This is a genomic window from Sphingomonas sp. R1 (assembly GCF_025960285.1).
GTDB lineage: Bacteria > Pseudomonadota > Alphaproteobacteria > Sphingomonadales > Sphingomonadaceae > Sphingomonas.
Map to the genome: position 1 here is coordinate 89,629 of NZ_CP110111.1, position 21,369 is coordinate 110,997.

Annotated in this window: 23 protein-coding genes; 11 read left to right on the forward strand and 12 right to left on the reverse strand. The window is 68.5% G+C overall.

From position 1 onward, the window contains the following. Positions 1-99: 99 nt before the first annotated feature. The 5 genes from OIM94_RS00540 to OIM94_RS00560 form a co-directional block, all read right to left on the reverse strand. A complete protein-coding gene (locus OIM94_RS00540) occupies positions 100-1,143 on the reverse strand; it encodes a FecR family protein (RefSeq protein ID WP_264608196.1) in 1,044 nt (347 codons plus the stop codon). Further along, a complete protein-coding gene (locus tag OIM94_RS00545; protein ID WP_264608197.1) occupies positions 1,137-1,649 on the reverse strand; it encodes an RNA polymerase sigma factor in 513 nt (170 codons plus the stop codon). Before OIM94_RS00545 ends, OIM94_RS00540 begins: the two co-directional genes overlap by 7 nt. Before the next feature lie 137 nt (positions 1,650-1,786). Further along, entirely contained in the window at positions 1,787-4,198 is a 2,412-nt protein-coding gene (locus OIM94_RS00550; protein ID WP_264608198.1) for an ABC transporter permease, read from the reverse strand. Between the two features lie 94 nt (positions 4,199-4,292). Then, entirely contained in the window at positions 4,293-4,973 is a 681-nt protein-coding gene (locus tag OIM94_RS00555; RefSeq protein WP_264608199.1) for an ABC transporter ATP-binding protein, read from the reverse strand. Positions 4,974-4,982: 9 nt separating this feature from the next. Next, a complete protein-coding gene (locus OIM94_RS00560; RefSeq protein ID WP_264608200.1) occupies positions 4,983-6,266 on the reverse strand; it encodes an efflux RND transporter periplasmic adaptor subunit in 1,284 nt (427 codons plus the stop codon). A gap of 165 nt (positions 6,267-6,431) precedes the next feature. Between OIM94_RS00560 and OIM94_RS00565 the strand changes: the two genes are divergently transcribed. Continuing rightward, complete coding sequence (locus tag OIM94_RS00565; RefSeq protein WP_264608201.1) at positions 6,432-7,649, forward strand: sigma-54-dependent transcriptional regulator; 1,218 nt, start codon at positions 6,432-6,434, stop codon at positions 7,647-7,649. Then, positions 7,639-8,820, forward strand: a complete 1,182-nt coding sequence (locus OIM94_RS00570; protein WP_264608202.1) for a sensor histidine kinase — start codon at positions 7,639-7,641, stop codon at positions 8,818-8,820. Before OIM94_RS00565 ends, OIM94_RS00570 begins: the two co-directional genes overlap by 11 nt. A gap of 57 nt (positions 8,821-8,877) precedes the next feature. Here the strand turns inward: OIM94_RS00570 and OIM94_RS00575 are convergent, their stop codons facing one another. The 3 genes from OIM94_RS00575 to OIM94_RS00585 are packed head-to-tail and all read right to left on the reverse strand — an operon-like array spanning position 8,878 to position 13,072. Further along, positions 8,878-10,407 carry a DHA2 family efflux MFS transporter permease subunit gene (locus OIM94_RS00575; protein WP_264608203.1) on the reverse strand — a complete coding sequence of 510 codons (1,530 nt, stop codon included), beginning with the start codon at positions 10,405-10,407 and terminating at the stop codon, positions 8,878-8,880. Between the two features lie 12 nt (positions 10,408-10,419). After that, positions 10,420-11,613, reverse strand: coding sequence for an HlyD family efflux transporter periplasmic adaptor subunit (locus tag OIM94_RS00580; protein WP_413716369.1), 1,194 nt, complete (start codon positions 11,611-11,613; stop codon positions 10,420-10,422). Then, complete coding sequence (locus OIM94_RS00585) at positions 11,606-13,072, reverse strand: efflux transporter outer membrane subunit (RefSeq protein WP_264608204.1); 1,467 nt, start codon at positions 13,070-13,072, stop codon at positions 11,606-11,608. Before OIM94_RS00585 ends, OIM94_RS00580 begins: the two co-directional genes overlap by 8 nt. Positions 13,073-13,162: 90 nt before the next feature. Between OIM94_RS00585 and OIM94_RS00590 the strand changes: the two genes are divergently transcribed. The 6 genes from OIM94_RS00590 (at position 13,163) to lysA (ending at position 16,806) form a co-directional block, all read left to right on the forward strand. Further along, positions 13,163-13,804 carry a TetR/AcrR family transcriptional regulator gene (locus OIM94_RS00590; protein WP_264608205.1) on the forward strand — a complete coding sequence of 214 codons (642 nt, stop codon included), beginning with the start codon at positions 13,163-13,165 and terminating at the stop codon, positions 13,802-13,804. 21 nt (positions 13,805-13,825) lie between these two features. Beyond that, a complete protein-coding gene (locus tag OIM94_RS00595; RefSeq protein ID WP_264608206.1) occupies positions 13,826-14,314 on the forward strand; it encodes a hypothetical protein in 489 nt (162 codons plus the stop codon). Between the two features lie 121 nt (positions 14,315-14,435). Then, positions 14,436-14,702, forward strand: a complete 267-nt coding sequence (locus OIM94_RS00600; RefSeq protein ID WP_264608207.1) for a hypothetical protein — start codon at positions 14,436-14,438, stop codon at positions 14,700-14,702. A 13-nt stretch (positions 14,703-14,715) separates the two neighbouring features. Further along, positions 14,716-15,228 carry an SAM-dependent methyltransferase gene (locus OIM94_RS00605; RefSeq protein ID WP_264608208.1) on the forward strand — a complete coding sequence of 171 codons (513 nt, stop codon included), beginning with the start codon at positions 14,716-14,718 and terminating at the stop codon, positions 15,226-15,228. Next, positions 15,225-15,491 (forward strand): hypothetical protein, encoded by a 267-nt coding sequence (locus OIM94_RS00610; protein WP_264608209.1) that lies wholly within the window; start codon positions 15,225-15,227, stop codon positions 15,489-15,491. The genes OIM94_RS00605 and OIM94_RS00610 overlap by 4 nt, the downstream gene beginning before the upstream one ends. A gap of 37 nt (positions 15,492-15,528) precedes the next feature. Further along, on the forward strand, positions 15,529-16,806 hold the full coding sequence (lysA, locus tag OIM94_RS00615; protein ID WP_264608210.1) for a diaminopimelate decarboxylase: 1,278 nt from the start codon (positions 15,529-15,531) through the stop codon (positions 16,804-16,806). 15 nt (positions 16,807-16,821) lie between these two features. Here the strand turns inward: lysA and OIM94_RS00620 are convergent, their stop codons facing one another. Next, positions 16,822-17,055 carry a helix-turn-helix domain-containing protein gene (locus OIM94_RS00620; protein ID WP_264608211.1) on the reverse strand — a complete coding sequence of 78 codons (234 nt, stop codon included), beginning with the start codon at positions 17,053-17,055 and terminating at the stop codon, positions 16,822-16,824. Then, positions 17,055-17,684 carry a hypothetical protein gene (locus OIM94_RS00625; protein WP_264608212.1) on the reverse strand — a complete coding sequence of 210 codons (630 nt, stop codon included), beginning with the start codon at positions 17,682-17,684 and terminating at the stop codon, positions 17,055-17,057. Before OIM94_RS00625 ends, OIM94_RS00620 begins: the two co-directional genes overlap by 1 nt. 87 nt (positions 17,685-17,771) lie before the next feature. On the opposite strand from OIM94_RS00625, the gene OIM94_RS00630 reads away from it, so the two are divergent. The 3 genes from OIM94_RS00630 to OIM94_RS00640 all read left to right on the forward strand — a co-directional run bounded on the left by OIM94_RS00630 (position 17,772) and on the right by OIM94_RS00640 (position 19,437). Further along, on the forward strand, positions 17,772-18,446 hold the full coding sequence (locus tag OIM94_RS00630) for an acyloxyacyl hydrolase (protein WP_264608213.1): 675 nt from the start codon (positions 17,772-17,774) through the stop codon (positions 18,444-18,446). Positions 18,447-18,523: 77 nt separating this feature from the next. After that, the gene (locus OIM94_RS00635) at positions 18,524-19,117 is read left to right on the forward strand and encodes a hypothetical protein (protein WP_264608214.1); all 594 of its coding nucleotides are present in this window, start codon (positions 18,524-18,526) and stop codon (positions 19,115-19,117) included. Next, positions 19,114-19,437, forward strand: a complete 324-nt coding sequence (locus OIM94_RS00640) for a hypothetical protein (RefSeq protein ID WP_264608215.1) — start codon at positions 19,114-19,116, stop codon at positions 19,435-19,437. The genes OIM94_RS00635 and OIM94_RS00640 overlap by 4 nt, the downstream gene beginning before the upstream one ends. Here the strand turns inward: OIM94_RS00640 and OIM94_RS00645 are convergent. Together OIM94_RS00645 and OIM94_RS00650 are read right to left on the reverse strand one after the other, a co-directional pair. Continuing rightward, a complete protein-coding gene (locus OIM94_RS00645; protein WP_264608216.1) occupies positions 19,434-19,823 on the reverse strand; it encodes a DoxX family protein in 390 nt (129 codons plus the stop codon). The two genes, OIM94_RS00640 and OIM94_RS00645, sit on opposite strands and share 4 nt — an antisense overlap. Positions 19,824-19,827: 4 nt before the next feature. Continuing rightward, on the reverse strand, positions 19,828-21,351 hold the full coding sequence (locus OIM94_RS00650) for a fumarate hydratase (RefSeq protein WP_264608217.1): 1,524 nt from the start codon (positions 21,349-21,351) through the stop codon (positions 19,828-19,830). Positions 21,352-21,369: the final 18 nt, after the last annotated feature.

The following is a 21,369-nucleotide window of genomic DNA, read 5'->3' on the forward strand; positions in this document are numbered from 1 at the left end:
GTGGACGTTTCACCGCTAAGGACAAGCGACCACCCCCGGACCGGACTCACAAATACATATTAATTATCTGCGACAATGGCATGTCGATATTATTACATACTATTTGGCGATGATGTGGATCGTATCGTCTTCGAAGTGCACGCGGACTGGATAGACGAGCGCAAGACGCTTCAGTGCGGCATCCGGTTCGGAGATCCGAAATCGGCCGGACACCAGCAGATGCGCGCTGCGGGGATCGAGCGTCACATGGCGGCCGGTCCGTTCGCGGATCATCGCGACGAGCTCGCCGAGCGGGAGCGCGTCTTCGTCGATCCAGCCTTCGCTCCAGTCGATCGCGGAGCGGGCGCCGAGCTTCTCCAGCACCAGTTCGCTGCCTACCGACACGCGCGAGCCGCGCGTGGCGCGCACCGCATTGGCATCGCCGATGCCGCTGGGATCGATCTCGACCGTGCCGCGGAACACGTCGACGGTGGTGCGGCTGGTGCGGTCGCTGATCAGGAACTGGGTGCCGAGCACCCGCACGGTGGCGCGCGGAGCGGTGACGTCGAAGGGGCGCTTCGCATCGTGCGCGACATCGAACAGCGCATTGCCGCGCCGAAGCGTGACATGGCGCTGCCGCGCTTCGAAGGCCACCTCCAGTTCGGTATCGCCGTCCAGGTAGAGCTTGGTGCCGTCCGGCAGGTGCGCGACCAGCCGTTCCCCGGCGCGGGTGACGAGCCGGTCGTGGCGGACGCCCGCCGGCACCGGGAACAGCGAGGCGAGCAAGTCGGGCGCGATCTGCTGCAGGGCGACGAGGCCGAGCACCAGCGCCATCGCGATGGCGAAGGCGGGGCGACCGACGGCGCCCAATCCGGCGAACAGCGGCCGCAGACGGGCGGCGAGATTGGGCGGAGCAAGGCGCGCCGGGGCATGGCGCGGCGCGAGCGCCAGCGCGGCTTCCAGCTCGTCCGATGCATAGACATGATCGAGCAGCTGATATTCGAGTTCGTGCGCCGGGCTGCGGGCGAGCCATTCGCGCAGCGCGATCCGCTCGGCTTCACGCATCCGCCCGGATTGCTCTCGCGCGACCCAATAGGCCGCCTGCGCCTGGATCTCCTCCAGCCGCTCCTCGTAGCTGCGGAAGGTGCCGAGCTGGATCACCATGGCGTATCCCCCTCGATTTTGTGGCGTTCCTGATAGGCGCGAAGATCGGCCAGCGCGCGCACCACATGCTTTTCCACCGCGGCGCTCGACAGGTTGAGCGCCGTGCCGATCTCGCGATAGCTCTGCCCTTCCAGGCGACGGCGGATCAGCACTTCGCGGCGGAGCGGCGGCAAGGTGTCGATTGCCCGGCGCAGCTGGTCGAGCCGGTCGGCGTCGACCGTGCTGCGTTCCTGGCAGGGACGATCGTCGACCGGGTCGTCGATCAACCCGGCGATCAGCCGCGCTTCGCGCCGCTGGTGGTTGATCAGCAGGTTGGTGGCGATGCGGGCGAGCAGGGCGAGCGGCTTCTCCACCTTCTCCCGCCGGGCGAAGTCGACCAGCCGCACGATTGCATCCTGCGCGATGTCCTCGGCCAGCGTGGCGTTGCCGCACCGGCGTTGCAGGAAGCCGACCAACTGGGCCCGCTCGGCCGCGCCGATCGCCTGTTCGGCGCGTGCGGCCAGCATCACCGGCACCTCCTTGTTCCCGCTACCGACCGCCTGCGCCGCACGCCGCTTTCCCCTCGCGCCCCGGATCGGGCCATAGACAAAGACACGCGGCCACGTCGAATCCGGACAATGTGCCCGTCTTTTTCCGTCGGCGCCTATTCGTACCGCAAGGCACGGGCGGGCTCGGCGCGGGCGACACGCCAGGACTGGCCGATCACGGTCGCGACCGCGATCAGCACGGCGATGGCCGATGCGATGAGGAAATAGGCCGGCGACAGGCCGATGCGGTCATCGAAGGTCGTGAGCCAGCGCTGCATCGCCACCCAGGCGAGCGGCCAGGCGATCAGGTTGGCGAGCAGCACGGGCCGCAGGAACCTGGTCACCAGCAGCTGGAGCACATCCGCCGTGGACGCGCCCAGTGCCTTGCGGATGCCGATCTCCTTGATCCGCCGCGTCGTGTCGAAAGCCGCAAGCCCGTAGAGCCCGATGCAGCCGATCCCGATCGCCAGCACCGCGCCCATGGTGAACAGGCGGGTGCGTTGGGTGTCCTGCTCGTAATAGCGCTTGTAGAGATTTTCCTCGACGGTACGGCCGCTGAACGGCTCGGCGGGAGCGATGCGCTTCCAGGCGGCTTCGATCGCATCGGCGGTCGCGCGCGGGTCGCCGGTGTAGCGAACGGTGGCGAACGCCCCGCCAAAGGCAAAGCTGCTGAAGTTGTAGACCACGCCGCCCACCGGCTCGCGCGGCCCGCGGAAGCGCAGATTGTCCACCACGCCGATGACGGTCATCGCCCCGTTCCCGTCCAGCGGCTTGCCGATCGCATCCTGGGGGCTGCGGAAGCCCAGTTTCGCCACGGCATCGCGATTGAGCACGACGCTGTAGGGGTTCTGGCTGCCCTTCGTGCGCAGCGCGAAATCATCCCCCGGATGCGCCCGGTCGAACACCCGGCCGGCGATCAGCCGCGCCCCGAAGGTGCCGAAATAATCGTCGCCGACCTGCACCTGCATCAGCGACGGCTTGATCGTGGCTTCCTTGCCCGGCTGGAACATCGTCGAGTGATTGGTCATGTTCTGGTCGCCCGGCGCGTTTTGCGCCGAGGTCACGCCCGTCACGCCGGGCACCGCCGCAAAGGCACGGAGCAGCGCCGCCTTCTGGTCCTTGCCCAGCGAGTCCGAATAGAAGGAGCGGACCACGTACAGGCCGTCACGCGGGAAGCCGAGGTCGGCGGCGCGGACATGGGCGGTTTGCGCCAGCATCACCGTCGTGCCGATCGCGAACGCGATGGCGATGGCGAACTGCACGATCACCAGACCGGCGCGCAGGCGGGCGCCGGCCTTCCCGCCGCCCGGCGCGCGGGCCGAGGCCAGCACGGCGGCAGGGCGGAAACCGGCCAGTACCGCTGCCGGATAGAGGCCGGCGATCCCGCCGACCAGCAGCACCAGCAGTACCAGCGCGGGAACGATGCTGTTCGCACCCCAATAGTGGATCGTCAGGTTCAGCCCGCCCAGGCTGTTGAGGAAGGGCAGGGCAAGTTCCGCCAGCGCGAGGCCGATCAGCGCGGCCAGGGCGACCGTCGCCACTGCCTCGGTGAGGAACTGCTGCACCAGCGCACGACGGGTGCCGCCCAGAACCTTGCGCACCGCCACTTCGCGCGCGCGCAGCCCGGCGCGCGCGGTGGCCAGGTTGATGTAGTTGACGATGGCGATCAGCAGCGTCAGCGCGCCGACCGCACCGAGCGTGGTGACCACCGCGCTGTCCGCCGGATCGAACAGGTGATGCGCGGTCAGCGGCCTTAACGACTGCTCCCACTCCCCCTTCTTGATGTTGTCCCCGAACACCCGGCGCTCGGCAAAGCGATGCAGTTCCCCCTCGAATGCCTTGGCGGCCGCGGCATCTGGGAAGCGCAGCAGGGTGGTGAGCGAGGTGCTGCCCCAATGATCGAACCATTCGCTGGCGAACCGCGCGCGGTTCATCGGCACGTAGATTTCGGAGGTATAGCTCTGGTCCTTGCGGTTGTCCGCGACCACCGCGCCGACGCGGTAGCTGTACGTCTTGTCACCGATCACGATCGCGAGCGTGCGCCCCAATGGCGATCCGGAGCCGAAATAGGTGGTTGCGGCGCGCTGGGTGATCACCATGGTATCGGGATCCGACAATGCCCTTGTGGGGTCCCCGGCGAGCACCGGCAGCGGCATCAGCTGGAAGTAGTTCGGGTCGACCGCCGTCAGCTCCTCGGAACTGCTGACGGCGCCTTGCCGGACGATGCCGCCCAGCGGCCAGAAGCGGGTCCCGACCAGCTGCGGATAGTCGGTGCGCAGATGCTCGAGCTCCGCACCCATGGTGTAGGGGCTCGGCGTCTCCGGATAGCCGGGCATGTGGTAGGTTTCCTGGATCATGTACAGCCGGTCCGCGCCCGGGATCCACCGGTCGAACCCGGTTTCGAACCGAACGAACAGGTACAGCACGAGAAACACCGCGATGCCGAGCGCGAGCCCGCCGATGTTGAGGGCCGCGAAGAGCTTGTGGCGGGTGAGCGAGCGATAGTAGCTGATAAGGGCGGAGGTCATGGCGTCACTCCCGGTTCGCGGGTGGCGGAGAGATGGCGGAGCAGGGCGACGGCAAGGAGCAGCAGCGCCAGCACCGTCAGCGCACGATCGAGCTTCATGCTGCCCGCCGCACGGCGGAGAGGATCCGCCCGTCCAGCATGTGCACCGTGCGCTTGGCGATATCGGCATGGGCGGGCGAGTGGGTGACCATCACGATCGTCGCGCCGTCGGCGTTCAGTCGGGTGAGGATGTCCATCACCTGCGCGCCGTTCTCGGTGTCGAGGTTGCCGGTCGGTTCGTCGGCCAGGATCAGCTTCGGCTCGCTGACGATCGCGCGGGCGATCGCGGCACGCTGCTGCTGGCCGCCCGAGAGCTGGTGCGGATGATGGTTGCGGCGATGGGCGATGCCGACCCGGTCCATCGCGGCATCCACCCGCTCGCGCTTCTCGCGCGCAGGCATGGCGCGGTACGCGAGCGCGAGCGCGACATTCTCGGCGATGGTCAGCTCGTCGATCAGGTTGAAGCTCTGAAACACGAAGCCCAGCCGGTCGCGGCGAAGCTTGGCCAGCTGCGCCTCCGGTACCTTGGCGATGTCTTCCCCGTCGAACAGGTAGGCCCCGCTGGTCGGCCGGTCGATCGTGCCGAGGATGTTGAGCAGCGTGGACTTGCCGCAGCCCGAAGGCCCCATGATGGCGAGAAATTCGCCCGCTTCGACGGTGAGGTCGATCGCGGCGAGCGCAGTCGTCTCGACATCGTCGGAGCGGTAGGCGCGGTGGATGGCGTTGAGTTCGATCATGGCGGGCTCCTATCGGATGAGCAGGGTCTGGTAGGGGGCGTAGGTGGTCAGCGGCGTGGTCACGATGCGGTCGCCGGGGGCGAGGCCGCTGGTGACTTCCACCTGATCGGGATTGCGGCGGCCGGTGGTGATCGCCCGGCGGACGGCGCGGCTGTCGCTGGTCAGCACGAAGGCGGTGGTGCCGCCGGCATCGAGCCAGCCGCCAGCAGGCGCGACCACCGCCGGCCGGTCGGCGCCCAGGGTGAGGCGCACGTCGAGCGTCTGGCCGCGGTTCAGTCCGGCGGCCGGCGCGGCGTTGAAGCCCAGTTCGATGCGGAATCGTCCCTCGGTGACCTGCGGCAGGACCTTGATGACGGTGAGGGGGAAGCTCCGGCCGTCCAACTCGGCAACGGCGGTGAGACCGGTGCGGACCCGGCCGAGATAGAATTGATCGACGTCCGCGGTGAGCTTCCACGCGCGTTCTGAATCGACCTGGCCCACCGTATCGCCGGGCTTGATCATCTGCCCGGGCTGGAGGGTGAAGGCAGTCAGACGTCCGGCAACGGGCGCCCGCACCATCAACGCAGCAAGCCCGGCGCGGGTCATGGCGAGGCTCTCGCGCAGCTCGCCTGCGGTCGCATCGACCCCGGTGGACTGGTCGGCGAGCATCTTGCCGGCCTCTGCTGCGCTGCGCGTCAGCGCGGTCAGCCGCGCACGCTGATACGCCACTTCATCGCGCAGCGGTGCGACGGCAGCCGCGGTGACGATCTGCTTGTCGAACAGCGTCTGCTTCTGGCGGAGCAGCGTCTCGGCCTTGGTCAGCTCGTTCCGTGCGGTGGCGATGTCGCGTTCGGTCTGCTCGCGGCTTTGTTGGATGGACAGGCGCTGGCCGCTGATCGCGCTGAGCTGGCCGGCGATGTTCGCCGACCGGCTGGCGACGTCGAGCGCCAGCGTGGGATTGGCCAACCGGGCGAGCGGTGCGCCCGCTGCGACGGACTGGCCGTCCGCGGCGAGCAGCGCCTCGACCTGGCCGCCGCTGACCGCGGTGACGTACACGGTCTGCAGTGGCGCCACCTGCGCGCGCAGCGGCACATAGTCGGAAAAGGCGGTGCGGGTAACCGGCGCGGTGCGGATCGTCGCCGCATCGACCGCGAGGCTGCCCGAGCCCGGAAGAAACCACCACAAGGTTACCGCGGCGGCAACCGCGCCGATGCCGAGCGCGATGCGAACGATCAGCGCGCGGCGGCGGGCATGGGGGCGCTCGATCCGCCGGTCCATCGCGGCGCCGTTTGTGGAGGGGAGGGGTGTAACCATGCCCGCCAGTGTACGGTAGTCGGCAGCCTTGGCCTAAAGTGCTGAAATGCAACAGAAGTTAGGAAGGGGCTGGCGCTCGGGGCGAACAGTGTTCAAGCTAGTGTCCGATTCCGAACACATGCCGGGAGCTGTCAAGCCTTGCCATCCGAATCGCCGACCATTCTGGTGATCGACGACGACCCCGACATCGTCCGCGCGGCGACGCTGCTGCTGGAACGGCAGGGCATGCGCGTGCTGGGCGCTGCCGATCCGGACGCTGCCTGGGTGCGGCTGGCGGAAGGGCCGGTCGATGCGGTCCTGCTCGATCTCAATTTCGCGCGCGGGCGGACCAGTGGCGAGGAAGGGTTCCGGATGCTCGACCGGCTGATCGCCGCCGATCGCAATGCCGTGGTGGTGGTCGTCACCGGGCATAGCGGCATCGCGGTGGCGGTACAGGCGATGCGCGGCGGCGCGAGCGACTTCGTGATCAAGCCGTGGAGCAATGAGCGGCTGCTCGCCACGGTGGAACGCGCCGTGGCGCTGCGCCGGGCCAAGCTGAGCGCGGCGCCCGCGCCGTCGGGCGAGGAGGCGCTGCTGCTGCTGGGCGAGGCGCCTGCGATCGAGGCTGCGCGGGGGCTGATCGCGCGCGTCGGGCCGACGGAGGCGGCGGTGCTGCTGACGGGGCCGGCGGGGAGCGGCAAGACGCTGGCGGCGCAGATGCTCCACCGTGCCTCGCCCCGCGCCGAACGGCCGCTGGTGGTGCTCGATGCCGCGGTGGCCGATCTGGCCACCATCGAGGCGCGGGCGGCTGCGGCCGAGGGCGCGACCTTGCTGATCGAGGCGGTAGACGCGCTCGCCCCCGCGCTGCAGCCCGAGCTGGCACGACGCTTGGCCGGCATCCGCGTGCTCGCCACCAGCCGGCGCGATCGCGCGGGCACCCGCGCGGCGCTGACCGACGATCTCCGCTTCCGCCTCAACACGGTGGAGATCGACCTGCCGCCGCTCACTGGCCGGGGAGGGGATGCGTTGCTCCTCGCCCGGCATTTCTGCGCCTTGTTCGCGAGCCGCCATGCGCAGCCGCTGCGACCGCTGAGCGACGAGGGTGCCCGGGCTATCGCGGCTGATCCTTGGCCGGATGGCGTGCACGGCCTTCGCCAGGCGATCGAGCGGGCGGTGCTGCTCGGCGGCGGTGACGCGATCGACGTCACCGCGTTGGGACTGGTCTTGCCGGAGGACGCGGTCGAACCGCGCGCCATACGCGCAGACCTGAACCTCGGGCGCAGCGAGGCGGCGCTGGTCGCAGCGGCGCTGAAACGGCACGCGTTTAATGTCAGTCGCGCAGCCGCCGAGCTGGGGCTGACCCGCGCCGCGCTCTACCGGCGGATGGCGAAATATGGGCTCTAGGGGCTGGGAGGCGCTGGCGCGGGGGCTGCTGCTGCTGCTGGCCGGCGGCGCCTTCGTGCTCGCCTGGGGGGCGGGTCTTTACGCCAGCGCGCTCGTCTCCGCGATGGCGGGGGCTTGGGGGGTGATCATCGGCATCGTCGAGGCGCGGCGGCCACACCTGGTGCCGGTCGCTGCCCCCGTCCCCGCGCCGGACCCCGCCCACCGCGAGCGTCGGCTGACTGCGCTGCTGGACCTGTCGCCCGCGCCGATCGTCACGCTTGACGGGGAAGGGCGGCTGCACGCGATCAACCGGGCCGCGCGCCGGCTGTTCGGCGCTGCCGATCTGATCGCGGATCCTCCTCCCGAGTTGCTCGCCGCGATCGGCGGCGACGGCGCCATGCGCGCGGCGACCGTGGCGATCGAGGCGCGCAGCTATGCCCTCACCACCAGCGACCTCACCCTGCCCGGAGGACAGACGCGACTGGCGGCGCTGATCGATATCGATGCCGAGCTGAAGGCCGCGGAGGCGGCAACGCTGCGCGACCTAGTCCAGGTGCTGAGCCATGAGATCGTCAACGCGCTGACCCCAATCGCTTCGCTCAGCCGTACCGCCGCGGACATGCTGGAAGACGCGGCGCCCGCGCTGCCGGCAGTGCGCGATGCAGTCGGGACGGTGGCGCGCCGCGCGGCAGGACTGCAGCGTTTCGGCGAGGCCTATCGCTCGCTCGCCCGGCTGCCCGCGCCTGTGGTCGCGCCGATGGATCTGCATGCGATGGCGGGCGATCTTGCCCGGCTTTTCGAGACGCAGTGGCCGGACGTGCCGCTCGTCTTCGAGGCTGGGGCCCCGATACCACTGCACGGCGATGCGGATCAGCTGAGCGCTGCGCTCTGGGCCCTGCTGCAGAATGCGGCGGAAGCGGTGGCGGGTACGGCAGCGGGGCAGGTGGGGCTGGCGTTGCACCACGCCGCCGATACTGCCGGGTGGCAGGTGTGGGACAATGGTCCCGGGGTCGCCCAGACCGACCGTGCGGCCATCTTCCGCCCGTTCTTCACGACCAAGGTGCAGGGCACCGGGGTGGGGCTGGCGCTGGCGCGGCAGATCCTGCTCGCGCATGGTGGTGATCTGGTGCTGGCCGAGGGCCAAGTCGGGGCGCGCTTTGCGGCAAGCCTGCCCATCGCCAGGCGGGGCTGAGGACAGGCTCGCATCACCTGCGCGGCGGTGCGAGCCTGTCCTGGTCTGCAGCGCGCGTCAGTGCGCCGCGCTGGTATCCACCTTCCCGCGCGGGCGCGGCGTGAACCAGATGATGCCCGCGGCGAACACGAAGATGATCGCCGACAGCAGGAACACGTGTGTCGTCGCCAGGGTCAGGCTCTCCTGGTCTACCAGGCGCGCCACCACGCTGCGGACCTGATCCACCGAGAACCCCTGCGCGGTCATCGCATTGAGCGTCGGATCGGTGTTCATGCGCGACACGATTTCGCTGCGCGCGACGCGCGAGCTGTCGTCCCAGATGCTGGTCGAGATCGACGTGCCGATCGCGCCTGCCATGGTGCGCAGGAAGCTCATCACGCCTGCCGCCGAGGCGGTCTCCTCCGGCAGCACCGATCCCAGCGCGAGCGTGGTCAGCGGGATGAAGAAGAAGGGCATGCCAAAGCCTTGCAGGAACTGCGGGAAGGCGAAGGTCCAGAAGCCCGCCTGGCTGTTCCAGTAGACGCGCAGCAGCGCCGACAGGCCCAGCCACAGGATACCGAACGACACCAGCAGACGCGGATCGACCTTGTTGGAGAGCTTGGCGACCACCGGCGACATGAACACTGCCGCCACGCCGGAGAAAGCGGTCGCATAGCCGGCATAGGTGGCCGTGTAGCCCTGGCTCGACTGGAGCCATTGCGGAATGATCACCGCCGAGGCGAAGAAGGTGGCAAAGGCAAAGGACAGCGAGATCACCGCCACGGTGAACCCCCGGTGCCGGAACACCCGCAGGTCGACCACCGGGTTCTTCTCGGTCAATTCCCAGGCGAGGAACACCAGGAAGCCGATCGCCGCGACCACCCCCAGCCACACGATCGTGGGATCGTTGAACCAGTCATGCTCGCGGCCAAGGTCGAGCATGATCTGCAGCGCGGCGATCCACAGCACCAGCAGGCCCAGCCCGCCCTTGTCGACCGAGAGCTTCTCGGTCGGGGTCTCGGCGCGGCGGAGCAGGCGCATCGCCCCGAACGCGCACAACGCGGCGACGGGAATGTTGATGAAGAAGATCCAGTGCCAGGACCAGTTGTCGCTGATCGTGCCGCCCGCGATCGGGCCGAGGATCGGCGCGACGACGGTGGTCATCGCCCACAAGCCCATCGCCTGGGCGTGCTGGCTCGGCTTGAAGATGCGCAGCAGCAGCGTCTGCGTCAGCGGCATCAGCGGACCGCCGCACAGGCCCTGGCCGATGCGGCAGGCGACCAGCATGCCGAGCGAGGTCGACAGGCCGCACAGCACGGAGAAGATGCCGAAGCCGATGACGCCCAGGATGAACACCCGCACCACGCCGAACCGGCCCGCGAGCCAGCCGGTGAGCGGCACGCAGATCGCCTCGGCGACTGCGTAGGAGGTGATGATCCAGGTGCCCTGGCTGGAGGAAATGCCCAGGCTGCCGGCGATGTGCGGCACCGAGACGTTGGCGATGGTGGTGTCGAGCACCACCATGAAATTGGTCAGCGCCAGCACCACGCCGGCGAGGATCAGCGAGGGCCCCTCCAGGAAGCCCCCGCGCTGCATCTGGCCGCTCATGGCAGGCAATCCTTACTTGGCCGAGGTATCGATCTCGGCATCCATCGACAGGCCGACGCGCAGCGGGTGCGCCTGCAGCTCCTTCGGATCCAGCGCGACGCGCACGGGCAGGCGCTGGACCACCTTGATCCAGTTGCCGGTCGCGTTCTGCGCGGGGATCAGCGCGAAGGACGATCCGGTTCCGCCCGAGAAGCCGACGACGCGGCCGTGATACTTCACGTCGCTGCCATACAGATCGGACTTCAACTCCACGGGCTGGCCGACCTTTACCTTGGTCAGCTGCCCTTCCTTGAAGTTGGCGTCCACGTACAGCTGGTTGAGCGGCACGATCAGCATCAGCTGCGCACCCGGGGCGACACGTTGGCCGACCTGGACCGCACGGCGGGTGACGACGCCGTCGAACGGCGCGCGGATCACCGTGCGGGAAAGGTCGAGCTTGGCCTGCTCCACCTTGGCGCGGGCGGCGAGGACTTCGGGGGCGGTGTTGGCGTTGGTGCCACGCACCAGCGCGTCGTTCGCCGCAAGCTGGCCACTGGCCGCGGACTTGGTCGAGCTCGCCTGGGCGAGCCCGGCCCTGGCGAGATCGAGGTTGGCGCGTGCGGCCTGGAAGGCGTTGGTCGCCGAGGTCAGCTCTTCGCCGGAAACGGCGCCGTTGGGGGCCAGCTTCTGGCGACGCGCGAGGTCGATGCGGGCCTTCTCGAAATCGGCCTGTGCGGCGGTGACCTGCGCACGGGCGCGGGCGATGTCGGCATCGCGCGCCTGCACCTGCGCGGCCAGCGCCTCGCTGGTTGCGGCGGTCTGCCCGAACTGGCGGGTGGCCCGGGCAAGATCGGCTTCGGCCTGGGCCAGCATGATGCGGGCATCGCTGTCGTCGATCTGAACGAGAACATCGCCCTTCTTCACCGTCTGGGTGTCGGCCACCGCGACGCGCAGCACCTGGCCGCCGGTCATCGGGGTGATGCTCGCGCTGTCGGCGCCGACATAGGCATTGTCGGTGCTCACATAATGGCTGCCGACGGCCATGTAATAGCCGCCATAACCGAGACCGGCGATCAGCACGAGGCCGCCGACGCCGAGCATCAGCCGCTTGCGCAGCGCCTTCCGCTTGCCTGCGTCTTCATCAACCGGCGAGGGGGCAGGGGTGGGCTCGGCGCGGTCGGCGTTGTTGCCACGCGCGGAGTGGATGGCGGGTTCTGCGTCAGCCATGGGTCGGGACCTCGGAAGCGGCAACCGCCGCGTTGTTGGTGGAAAAGCCTCCGCCGAGTGCGCGGACGAGCTGGACGTCCAGTGCGAAAGCACGGGCTTCCAGTTCGGCAACGATCTGACGGTTCTGCAACACCCTCTCCTCGGCGGTTAGAACATCGAGGAACCGCGACAGCCCGCCTTCATAGCGTTGCCGCGCAATCCCGTAGGCCTGTTCGGAATCGGCGAGCGCCTGGCGGCTCTCGCTGAGCCGCGTGGCCAGCGCCTTCTGGCTCGTCACCGCATCCGCTACATCATGATAGGCGGAGGTGACGCTGTTGTCGTAATTGGCGACAGCTTCGTCATAGGCAGCGCGTGCGCCGGCATATTGGCCGCGCAGCTCGCCACCGTGGAAGATCGGCAGGCTGATCGCCGGGCCGGCCTGGAAGACCGCAGCGCCGTTACCTTTGACAAGGTTGTCAAGTCCGAGCGCGCCATAGCCGGCGAGTGCGCTCAGGCGGATCGACGGATAGAAGGCTGCGCGCGCCACCTTGATCTTGCTGGCGGCAGCCTCGACCCGGGCACGCGCGGCGGCGATGTCGGGGCGGCGGCCGATCAGGTCTGTCGTTACATCGGCGGGGACGCCGCGCGCCTCGGTGGGTGCGGTGGGCAGCGCAATTGCCAGCCCGCGGTCCGGCCCCTGGCCGAGCAGCGCCGCGATGCGGTTGCGGGTCAGGCCGATCTGCTCATCGATCCCGGCGAGCTGCGCGCGTGCGGCGGGAACGGCGGAAGCGGCCTGCTTTTCCTCGGCGCGGGTCTCGAGACCGTTGGTCACCCGATCGGTGACCAGCTTCTGCGTCTGCAGGCGCACCTGCAGCGCGCGTTCCTGCACCGCGCGATCGGCGGCGAGCCGGGCCAGGTCGGCATAGGCGGCGGCGATGTTGGTCGAGAGCGCGAGGCGCGCCTGTTCGAGTTCCAGCCGCGCGGCTTCGGCCTGCGAGGTGGCGGCGGCGAGCTGGGCGCGGTTCTTGCCCCAAAGGTCGAGGTCGAAGGACAGGTTCAGCGTCCCATAGCCGATCGTCTGCACGTTCGACGGGATGTTGATCGGCAGTCCGTCGCCCGTGTTGATCTGGTTGGCAGCCGCCGAGCCGCTGGCATCGACGCGCGGCAGGTTTGCCGCGCCTGCCTGCACCGCATAGGCCTGTGCCGAGCGCAGCCGGGCCGCCGCTGCGGCGAGATCGGGTGCGCCGCGAAAGGCTTCGTCCATCAGGGCGTTCAGCTGCGGATCGTTATAGGCGGTCCACCAGTTGGTGACGGGCCAGGCGGCCTGGGCCGTGCCGGCGAGCGACTGGCTCGCTGCATAGCTGTTCGCCGCGCGAACTTCAGGGCGAGCGCCAAGGTTGGGGACGGGCGCGCAGGCGCCGAGCGCCGAGGCGGCAGCCGCAGTCAGCAACAAGGGCCTGGTCGGGAAACGACTCATCATGGGGCGGTAAAACCGTACTAGAGGGTACGAGTTCCAGATGGAGAGGGGTTCCACTCTTGTCAATAGAAAATCGTACCCTATAGTACGGTTATGGAAACCCTGACCCCCAAATGTCTCGGAAAGCGCGAGGCGCGGAAGCTGGATCGTCGCGCCGCGATCCTCGCTATCGCCAAGCGGCACTTCATGGAGCAGGGCTATGCGGCCGTATCCATGTCCGCAATCGCGTCGGAACTCGGCGGATCCAAGGGGACGCTGTGGAGCTATTTCGCGTCGAAGGAAGAATTGTTCGATGCGTGCGTGGACGAGGCGACGCGCGACTATCGCGAACAGGTGATGCAGTTGCTGGTCCCGTCGGACAATCTGCAGGCGACGCTCTGCGCCTTCATCCGCAGCCTGCTGCGCAAGGTCACCTCCCGGGAAGCCATCCAGCTGCATCGCGTGATCCATGCCGAGGTCGAGCGCTCGCCCGAAATGGGCGCGATCTTCTTCCGCCGCGGCCCCCAGCGCACGCGCGAACTCCTGGCGGCGTATCTCGAAGATGCGATGCACAAGGGCCAGCTGCGCACCTCCGATCCGCTGAAGGCCGCGTTCGCGCTCACCAGCCTGTGCATGGGGTCGCAGCAGCGCGCGATGCTGGGCCATGTTTTCACCGATGCCGAGATCGACGAGGAGACCGACTATATCGTCGATTTCTTCCTGCGCGGATTTGCGCCCGAACCCGCGCGCGCCTAGGTCTTCCTGAAGGGGAGGACCATGCGGGCAAGCCTGATGTTGAATGCCGTGCTGCTGGCGGTGCCGGCCCTGGTGCTTGCGGGCTGCGGGGAGAGTCCGGTAGCACCGCCGCCTGCGCCATTGCTCTATGCCGGACTCCCGGTGCGCGGCAGCCTCGCCGATGCCAAGCGGGCGGGCTTCGACCATTGCCTGGAAATGGGAGGCGGCCAGTTGCGCTGCCGCCGCTCGGGAGTGATGCTGCTGGGCGAGGGGCCCTACGAGGCGGCGATCGACCTGATCGGCGGCGATGGCCGCGGCGGCTTCTCGCAGGTGACGCTATGGCACGACCGCGATCAGTCGGCGGTGCTCAAGGTGGGCGATCGGCTCAAGCAGCGCGGCTGGACTTTCACCTATACCGGCGAGGGCGGCCGCGGGGACCAGATGGTGCTGGTTCGCCGGGGCGCGCCGGTGCATTTCTCGATCGACCTCAGCTACTGGGGCAAGCGGCGCGTGCGGATCCTGCCCGAATAGCGGCGGACTATATGGAAATCTAACGCGAAGCCGCTGATTTCGCTCTCGAAGCATAATGGGCGGACTACCTAGCTTGCGGTCGCCGGCCTCGGTCTGGCCGGCCATTGCAAGGAGCGTTTTCATGGTGTCCGCAATCGTACCGGAGCCCGATCCAGCCACCTCCATCCTTTGGGTGGGGCAGGATCGGGACGGGCACTGGCTGGTGCAGGAAAGTCATGGCCTGATGGAAGGGCGGTTCGTTTCCCGCGCCGCGGCGTGGCAATTCGCCTGCGCCGAGCGCCATGCCTTTCCCGGTGCCGCCCTGGCCGAAGCGCTGCAGCCGCTGGTCGCGAGCATCTCCTTCGATCCCGCCGGGCCCGACGAGCATGCCCGGCGTCAGGCTGCCTGAGGGAGCCGGCGGCATGGAACTCTCTCACCGCTTCGTCCTTACGGCAGCGCCCGCGACGGCGCCGCTTGCCGCACGCGTTCGCGATGCGCTGTACGACGCAGCCGGCCGTGCCGCGATGCAGGACCTGCGCTGGCCGACCGTCTTCGCCCGGCTGGAGGCCATGCGCGACGAGGGGCGGCGCAGCATCCGCATCGTCGACGCTGCCTGCGGCACCGCCAGCCTGTTGCTACACACCATCCGCACCGCGCGCATGCTCGGCTTCGTTGCGATCGAGGCACGTGGGGTGGAGTGCGACGGCGCGCTGCTTGCCGAGGCGCGCCGGGTTGCCGCGACGATCCAGGATCCGGCGATCGATCTGACCTTTCATATCGGCACCGCCGAAGCAGCGATGCGGGACGAGATCGCCTTTCCGGCGGATATCCTGCTCTACACCGCGGCGCCCGAGCAGATAGGCGTGCAGATGGCGCTGGCGCGGCGTGCGGGTCGGCTCGCGCTGGCAGGCCCGCGATCAGGAGCCGGCGCTTGACCCGCCCCGCCGATCGGTGGTGGCGCGGCGCTGGTGTCGTGCTGCTCGTGGCGGGCGGTCTTGCCGGTGCGGTGAGCGACGCCGGCACAATGGATGGCGCGAGCGTGCTGCTACTGCTCGGATTCCCGCTCGCCATGCTCGGCCTTGTGCTGGTGGTGCAGGGGCGCCGCGCGCCCTTGGCCATTCGCGTCGAGTGCAGCCGCCACCGGATGCTGCCCGAGCGACTTCACGCGCGCCGCGGCGATACCCGTCGCCGCCGCTGACGCGACCTATTCTTCCTCCCCAGTCGAAGGAACCTCCATGTCGTTCGAAATGCAGGGCGACGAACTCCACGCCGAGGGAGTGTCGCTCGCGGCAATCGCTCGGGCCGTGGGCACACCCGCCTATGTCTATTCGGAAGCTGCGCTTCGCAGCGCCGCCGATGCGTTCACCACAGCGCTGGCCGGCGTACCGCGCGCGCGGCGGATGTTCGCTGTGAAGGCCAATCCCAACCCGACGATCCTGCGCACGCTCGCACGCCTCGGCTTCGGCGCCGACATCGTCTCCGGGGGTGAACTTGCGCTGGCGCTGCAAGCAGGCATCGCGCCCAAAGACATCGTCTATTCGGGCGTGGGCAAGACCCCCGGCGAGCTGGCGACGGCGCTGGCCGCGGGGATCGGCCGCTTCAATCTGGAGCTGGAACGCGAGGGTGAAGTGCTTTCGGCGCTGGCCCTTGCGCGTTGCGTCCGCGCGCCGGCGCTGCTGCGCGTCAACCCGCATATCGATGCGCACACCCATGCCAAGATCAGTACCGCGATGGCGGACAGCAAGTTCGGCATCGCCTATGGCGAGGCAGCGGCGATGTACGGCCGGCTCGCCGCGCTTCCCGGGCTCGATCTGCACGGCGTGGCGGTGCATATCGGCAGCCAGATCACCGATCTCGCTCCGCTGCGCGCCACCTATCGCCGGATCGGCCAGCTGATCGCGCGGCTTCGCGCGGAGGGGCACCGCATCACCCATGTCGATCTGGGCGGGGGGCTCGGCGTTTCCTATCGCGACGGGGAACCCGCTATGGACATGGCGGCCTATGGCGCGATGGTCGTGCAGGAGACGCAGGATTGGGGCGTCACCGTGCTGTTCGAGCCGGGCCGGTTCATCGCGGCGCGGGCGGGCGTGCTGCTCACCCGCGTGCTGTGGGTGAAGCCGGCGCTGCCGCACCCGTTCGTGATCGTCGATGCGGCGATGAACGATCTCGCGCGGCCTGCACTGTACGATGCCTGGCACGAATTCTCCGCCGTTCAGGCGACGCCGGATCGGTTCGTGGCGAACATCGTGGGGCCGGTCTGCGAAAGCAGCGACATCTTCGCCCGCGCGCGCGTCGTCGACCGTGTGCGGGAGGGTGATCTCGCGGTGTTCCACACGGTCGGGGCCTATGGCGCGGCGATGGCCTCGACCTACAATGCCCGGCCCCTAGTGCCGGAGGTCTGGGTGGAGGGCGCGCGCTTTGCAGTCATTGCCGAGCGGCTGCCGGCAGCGGCGGTCCGTCCGCACCGCCTGCCCGAATGGACGGCGTCACGGGCGGTGGCGCGCCTCGCCTGAGGCGCGCCGCTCCCGTCATCCGTCCTCGCCATCTCTATCGGCGTCGGAATATTCATAGGCGAGCAGATCGCCGGGTGTGCACTCGAGATGGCGGCAGATCGCGGCAAGGGTAGAGAAGCGCACGCCCTTCACCTTGCCCGATTTCAGCAGCGACAGGTTGCTTTCGGTGATGCCGATCGCCTCGGCCAGTTCCTTGGAGCGGACCTTGCGGCGGGCGAGCATGACATCGAGATTGACGATGATCGGCATCAGACGAAGCTGTCCAGATCACGCCGCGCCTCCAGGCCCGCTTCCACCGCCCAGATCGCGGTATAGGCAGCAAGCGCCAGCAGCAGACCGGCGCCAATCTTGTCGAGATAGATATACCATTCCACCGTCGCGCCGTTCGGCGTGCCGGGGGAGAGCAGCGTCGCCAGCAGGCAATCGTACAACGGGCTCGCCAGCGCCCACAGGATCGCCCCGATCGAGGAGAGGCGTAGCCAGCGCAGCGCCTTGGCGAGCGCCGCGGACCCGCTGCCGCCGAGGCGCCGCAGGGCCAGCCCCACGCCCAGGATGACGAACGCGAAGGGCCCCAGATTGATCGTCTCCACCGCGGCGAGCCCCAGCCGCACATCGGGCCGGGCGACATAGGCTTCGAAGGTCCGCAGCCGCGCGGGGCTGGCGAGGACGCTGCCGCGAAGATCCTGATCGAGCAGGATCGCGGGCCGGTTGCGCCACATGCAGCCGGTCTCGAAATCACAGACCGGTGACGCGCCGGGGGAGAGGCCGGCAACCGCGATGACAATCCCCATCACCACCGCCGCGAGCACGAAGATCGCACCGATCGCGCGGCTCAACCTGGCCTTGCGTGGCGGAAGCCAATTGTCGTCCTGCATCATGATCTTTCTGTTTGACGAAAAGATATTGCCATCATACACGATGTTGGCGGCTGGGGGATAGCCGTCGCTTCCTGGGAGAGAGCCGAGATGATCGGGTGGAAAGAAGGCGCGGTCGGCGCAGCGTTGGCGCTCGCACCCGTCACGGCGGTGGCGCAGCAGGTCGGGGAGGGCGGGCCCGCGGCGCGGCATACGGAGATTGCCATCGGCGTGTTCCAGCACGGTTCGAACTTCCACCCCCTGGGCAGCCAGCTCACCTTCAACCTGCCCGAGCTACCGCCCGGCTATGTCTACGAAGGGCAGGAGGAAGACGGCACGACCGACGTCGAGATCGCGTATCGCAGCCGGCCGCTCCGGATCCTGCTCAAGCCGCGACTGACCGGCAAGCTGCAGATCAACACGGATGGTCGGACCAGCTTCGGCAGCATCGGGGCCGAATGGCGCCAGCACTTCTTCCGTGACCGGATCTATGTGCAGGGTGGCATCGGGCTGACGGTGATCGATGGCTATCGCTTCACGCCCGATCCGTTCCAGCCGGGGCTCTCGCAGGACGAGGCGCAGCGGCGCTACACGATCTACCGGCGGCGCACCTCCTTCGGTTCGACGGTGCTGTTCAATCCGAATGCGTCGATCGGGGTACGCCTGACCCCGAAATGGGCCGTCGAGCTGGCGTGGGAGCATTACAGCCACCGCCAGCTGTTCTCGGACACAAATCCGGGGATGGATAGTCTGGGTGTGCGACTGGTCCATCGCTTCGGGCGCTGATCCTGTGAACCAGGCTTGGTAAACGTCTGGGCGCGAAGCATTTGCATGAGGGCTGGCCCGGCAATAGATGCGACGGCATGAAGCATTTCCGTGCCGTCCTCACCCTGCTCGCCGCCCTGCTGCCCGGATCCGCACCGGCTTGGCCGGTGCAGGGCGGGATCGATCCCGCCGCCATCGACGTGCGGGACGCGATCGAGTGCCGCCTCGATGCGCCGGTCTACACCGCCTTCGCCCTGGCGCTGAACGGCGAGGAGAAGCTCGCCGCCAGGCGGGGATGGAAGCCGGTGCGGACGGCGAATTTCCTGCTCGCCGAATATGAGCTTCCCGCGCCCATCCTCGTCGCCGGACACTATAGCACCCGCCGCATCGCCTTCACCGCAAGCGGGGTGCTGGCGGTGCTCGATCTGGCAGACCCGACGGACATTGCCCGCGCGGCCCAGGTTCAAAACGCGATGGCGGCCGAGGGACTATCCGATGTCGAGGTGACCTTCCGCAAGTTTCTCGGCGAGCGGATACTCCGCGATGTAACCGATCCGGCAAGCGGCGACCGGTACCGCGCGCGCACGATCGTCGCGCGGAGCATCTCCACCGTCGCCACGCACCCCGGCAAAACGCTGTACGGCTGCTCGTACAGGATCGAGATGCTCGACAAGGACGGGAACCCGCTATGATTCTGGCTCTGATCGCGCTGCTCGCCGCTGTGCCGCAGGACGCGCCAAACAACGACCTCTTCATCGGCACGGTGGAGCGCGATCGCGGGGCGCTCGTCCTCCGGCGCTGCGACCTTGCCGAGAACCGCTACACGCTGGTGGACGCGAAAGGCGCGCATGCTCTGGCGGGGATCCGGATGGCGAGGCTGCCTGCGTATGGCGAGGTGATCGGGCACGTCGTCGAGCAGGGCGACCAGCTGATCCTGCAGGTCGCGCGGATCGAGAAGCTGACGCCGGGCAAGTCCTGTCATCTCGCCGACGCGCTGGGCAAGGCGGACTAGCGCCGCCAGCCCCCCGCCCAGAGCGCCCACCAGCACAGCAACGGCTGCACGAACAGGCGCGGCGCATGATAGGCCCAGCCGAGGCCGGTACCGGTGGAGAGGTCCCGCACCGCATGCTGGAGGTTCGCGGGGAACACGCAGAGCGCGTACAGGGCAAGCATCACGCCGGCGAGCCTGCGCAGCCGCACACTCAGCAGCGCGAACGCGCCTGCGATCTCGCACAGCCCGGTACCGGCGATCACCAGCGCAGGGTAAGGCACCCAGGCAGGCGTGATGTGGAGGAACGGGCGTGGCACCATCAGGTGCAGCACGCCCGCCAGCAGATAGAGGCACGCCAGCACGATGCGCGCGCGGCGGCGCCACGGCGTCTCGGCGGGCGTGCCCATGGCTTCAGGCCGACTGCAGCAGCTTCTCGCGGGCGATCTTCTCGCGCCACACCAGCGGGCCGGTGTGGTGGACGCTCTCGCCGGTGGCATCCACCGCGACGGTGACCGGCATGTCCTTCACGTCGAACTCGTAGATTGCTTCCATGCCGAGATCGGCGAACCCGACGACGCGCGCGCCCTTGATCGCGCGGGCGACGAGATAGGCCGCACCGCCGACCGCCATCAGATAGGCGGCCTTGTGCTGGCGGATCGCCTCGATCGCCACCGGACCGCGCTCGGCCTTGCCGACCATCGCGATCAGGCCGGTCTGCGCCAGCATCATCTCGGTGAACTTGTCCATCCGCGTCGCGGTGGTGGGGCCGGCGGGGCCGACCACCTCGTCGCGTACCGGATCGACCGGGCCGACATAATAGATCACCCGGCCCTTGAAATCGACCGGCAGCTCCTCGCCCTTGGCCAGCATGTCCTGGATGCGCTTGTGCGCGGCGTCACGGCCGGTGAGCATCTTGCCGTTGAGCAGCAGGCGGTCGCCCGGCTTCCAGCTCGCCACCACTTCGGGGGTCAGCGTGTCGAGATCGACCCGGATCGACTCCTTCGACGGCGTCCATTCCACCTTCGGCCATTCGTCGAGGCTCGGCGGGTCGAGATAGACCGGGCCGCTGCCGTCGAGGCTGAAATGGGCGTGGCGGGTCGCGGCGCAGTTGGGGATCATCGCGATCGGCTTGGACGCGGCGTGCGTTGGATAGTCGAGGATCTTCACGTCGAGGATCGTCGCCAGCCCGCCCAGGCCCTGCGCGCCGATGCCGAGCGCGTTGACCTTGTCGAAGATCTCGATGCGGAGCCGCTCGATATCGTTCTGGGGGCCGCGCAGCTTGAGCTGGGCCATGTCGATGTCGCCCATCAGCGACTGCTTGGCGAGGGTCACGGCCTTCTCGGCGGTGCCGCCGATGCCGATCCCGAGCATGCCCGGCGGGCACCAGCCGGCGCCCATCTTCGGGACCATCTCGAGCACCCAGTCGACGATCGAATCGCTCGGGTTGAGCATCGCGAACTTGGACTTGTTCTCGGAGCCGCCGCCCTTGGCCGCCAGCTCGACATGGACATGGTCGCCCGGGACCATCTCGACGTTGAGCACGCAAGGGGTGTTGTCCTTGGTGTTGACGCGGCTGAACGCCGGGTCGCGCAGGATCGAGGCGCGCAGGCGGTTCTCCGGGTGGAGATAGGCGCGGCGCACGCCTTCATCGACCACTTCCTGCAGCGAGCGCTCGCTGTTCAGCACGCACTTCTGGCCCCATTTGATGAAGACCGTGACGATGCCGGTATCCTGGCAGATCGGGCGATGCCCTTCCGCGCACATGCGGCTGTTGGTCAGGATCTGGGCGATGGCGTCCTTGGCGGCGGGGCCCTGCTCGGCCTCATAGGCGTCGCCCAGCGCGCGGATATAGTCCATCGGGTGGTAGTAGGAGATGTACTGGAGCGCGTCGGCGACGCTCTCGATCAGATCGGCTTCCTGGATGAGGACGGTCATGAATAGTGCCTGCGATGC

Coding starts and splice junctions, on each gene's coding strand:
- OIM94_RS00570 (WP_264608202.1), top strand. CDS start 7,639: ATGGGCTCTAGGGGCTGGGAGGCGCTGGCGCGGGGGCTGCTGCTGCTG.
- OIM94_RS00620 (WP_264608211.1), bottom strand. CDS start 17,055: ATGCCGATCATCGTCAATCTCGATGTCATGCTCGCCCGCCGCAAGGTC.
- OIM94_RS00590 (WP_264608205.1), top strand. CDS start 13,163: ATGGAAACCCTGACCCCCAAATGTCTCGGAAAGCGCGAGGCGCGGAAG.
- OIM94_RS00575 (WP_264608203.1), bottom strand. CDS start 10,407: ATGAGCGGCCAGATGCAGCGCGGGGGCTTCCTGGAGGGGCCCTCGCTG.
- OIM94_RS00545 (WP_264608197.1), bottom strand. CDS start 1,649: ATGCTGGCCGCACGCGCCGAACAGGCGATCGGCGCGGCCGAGCGGGCC.
- OIM94_RS00560 (WP_264608200.1), bottom strand. CDS start 6,266: ATGGTTACACCCCTCCCCTCCACAAACGGCGCCGCGATGGACCGGCGG.
- OIM94_RS00630 (WP_264608213.1), top strand. CDS start 17,772: ATGATCGGGTGGAAAGAAGGCGCGGTCGGCGCAGCGTTGGCGCTCGCA.
- OIM94_RS00635 (WP_264608214.1), top strand. CDS start 18,524: ATGAAGCATTTCCGTGCCGTCCTCACCCTGCTCGCCGCCCTGCTGCCC.
- OIM94_RS00595 (WP_264608206.1), top strand. CDS start 13,826: ATGCGGGCAAGCCTGATGTTGAATGCCGTGCTGCTGGCGGTGCCGGCC.
- OIM94_RS00580 (WP_413716369.1), bottom strand. CDS start 11,613: ATGGCTGACGCAGAACCCGCCATCCACTCCGCGCGTGGCAACAACGCC.
- OIM94_RS00600 (WP_264608207.1), top strand. CDS start 14,436: ATGGTGTCCGCAATCGTACCGGAGCCCGATCCAGCCACCTCCATCCTT.
- OIM94_RS00550 (WP_264608198.1), bottom strand. CDS start 4,198: ATGACCTCCGCCCTTATCAGCTACTATCGCTCGCTCACCCGCCACAAG.
- OIM94_RS00650 (WP_264608217.1), bottom strand. CDS start 21,351: ATGACCGTCCTCATCCAGGAAGCCGATCTGATCGAGAGCGTCGCCGAC.
- OIM94_RS00645 (WP_264608216.1), bottom strand. CDS start 19,823: ATGGGCACGCCCGCCGAGACGCCGTGGCGCCGCCGCGCGCGCATCGTG.
- OIM94_RS00605 (WP_264608208.1), top strand. CDS start 14,716: ATGGAACTCTCTCACCGCTTCGTCCTTACGGCAGCGCCCGCGACGGCG.
- OIM94_RS00640 (WP_264608215.1), top strand. CDS start 19,114: ATGATTCTGGCTCTGATCGCGCTGCTCGCCGCTGTGCCGCAGGACGCG.
- lysA (WP_264608210.1), top strand. CDS start 15,529: ATGTCGTTCGAAATGCAGGGCGACGAACTCCACGCCGAGGGAGTGTCG.
- OIM94_RS00625 (WP_264608212.1), bottom strand. CDS start 17,684: ATGATGCAGGACGACAATTGGCTTCCGCCACGCAAGGCCAGGTTGAGC.
- OIM94_RS00555 (WP_264608199.1), bottom strand. CDS start 4,973: ATGATCGAACTCAACGCCATCCACCGCGCCTACCGCTCCGACGATGTC.
- OIM94_RS00540 (WP_264608196.1), bottom strand. CDS start 1,143: ATGGTGATCCAGCTCGGCACCTTCCGCAGCTACGAGGAGCGGCTGGAG.
- OIM94_RS00585 (WP_264608204.1), bottom strand. CDS start 13,072: ATGATGAGTCGTTTCCCGACCAGGCCCTTGTTGCTGACTGCGGCTGCC.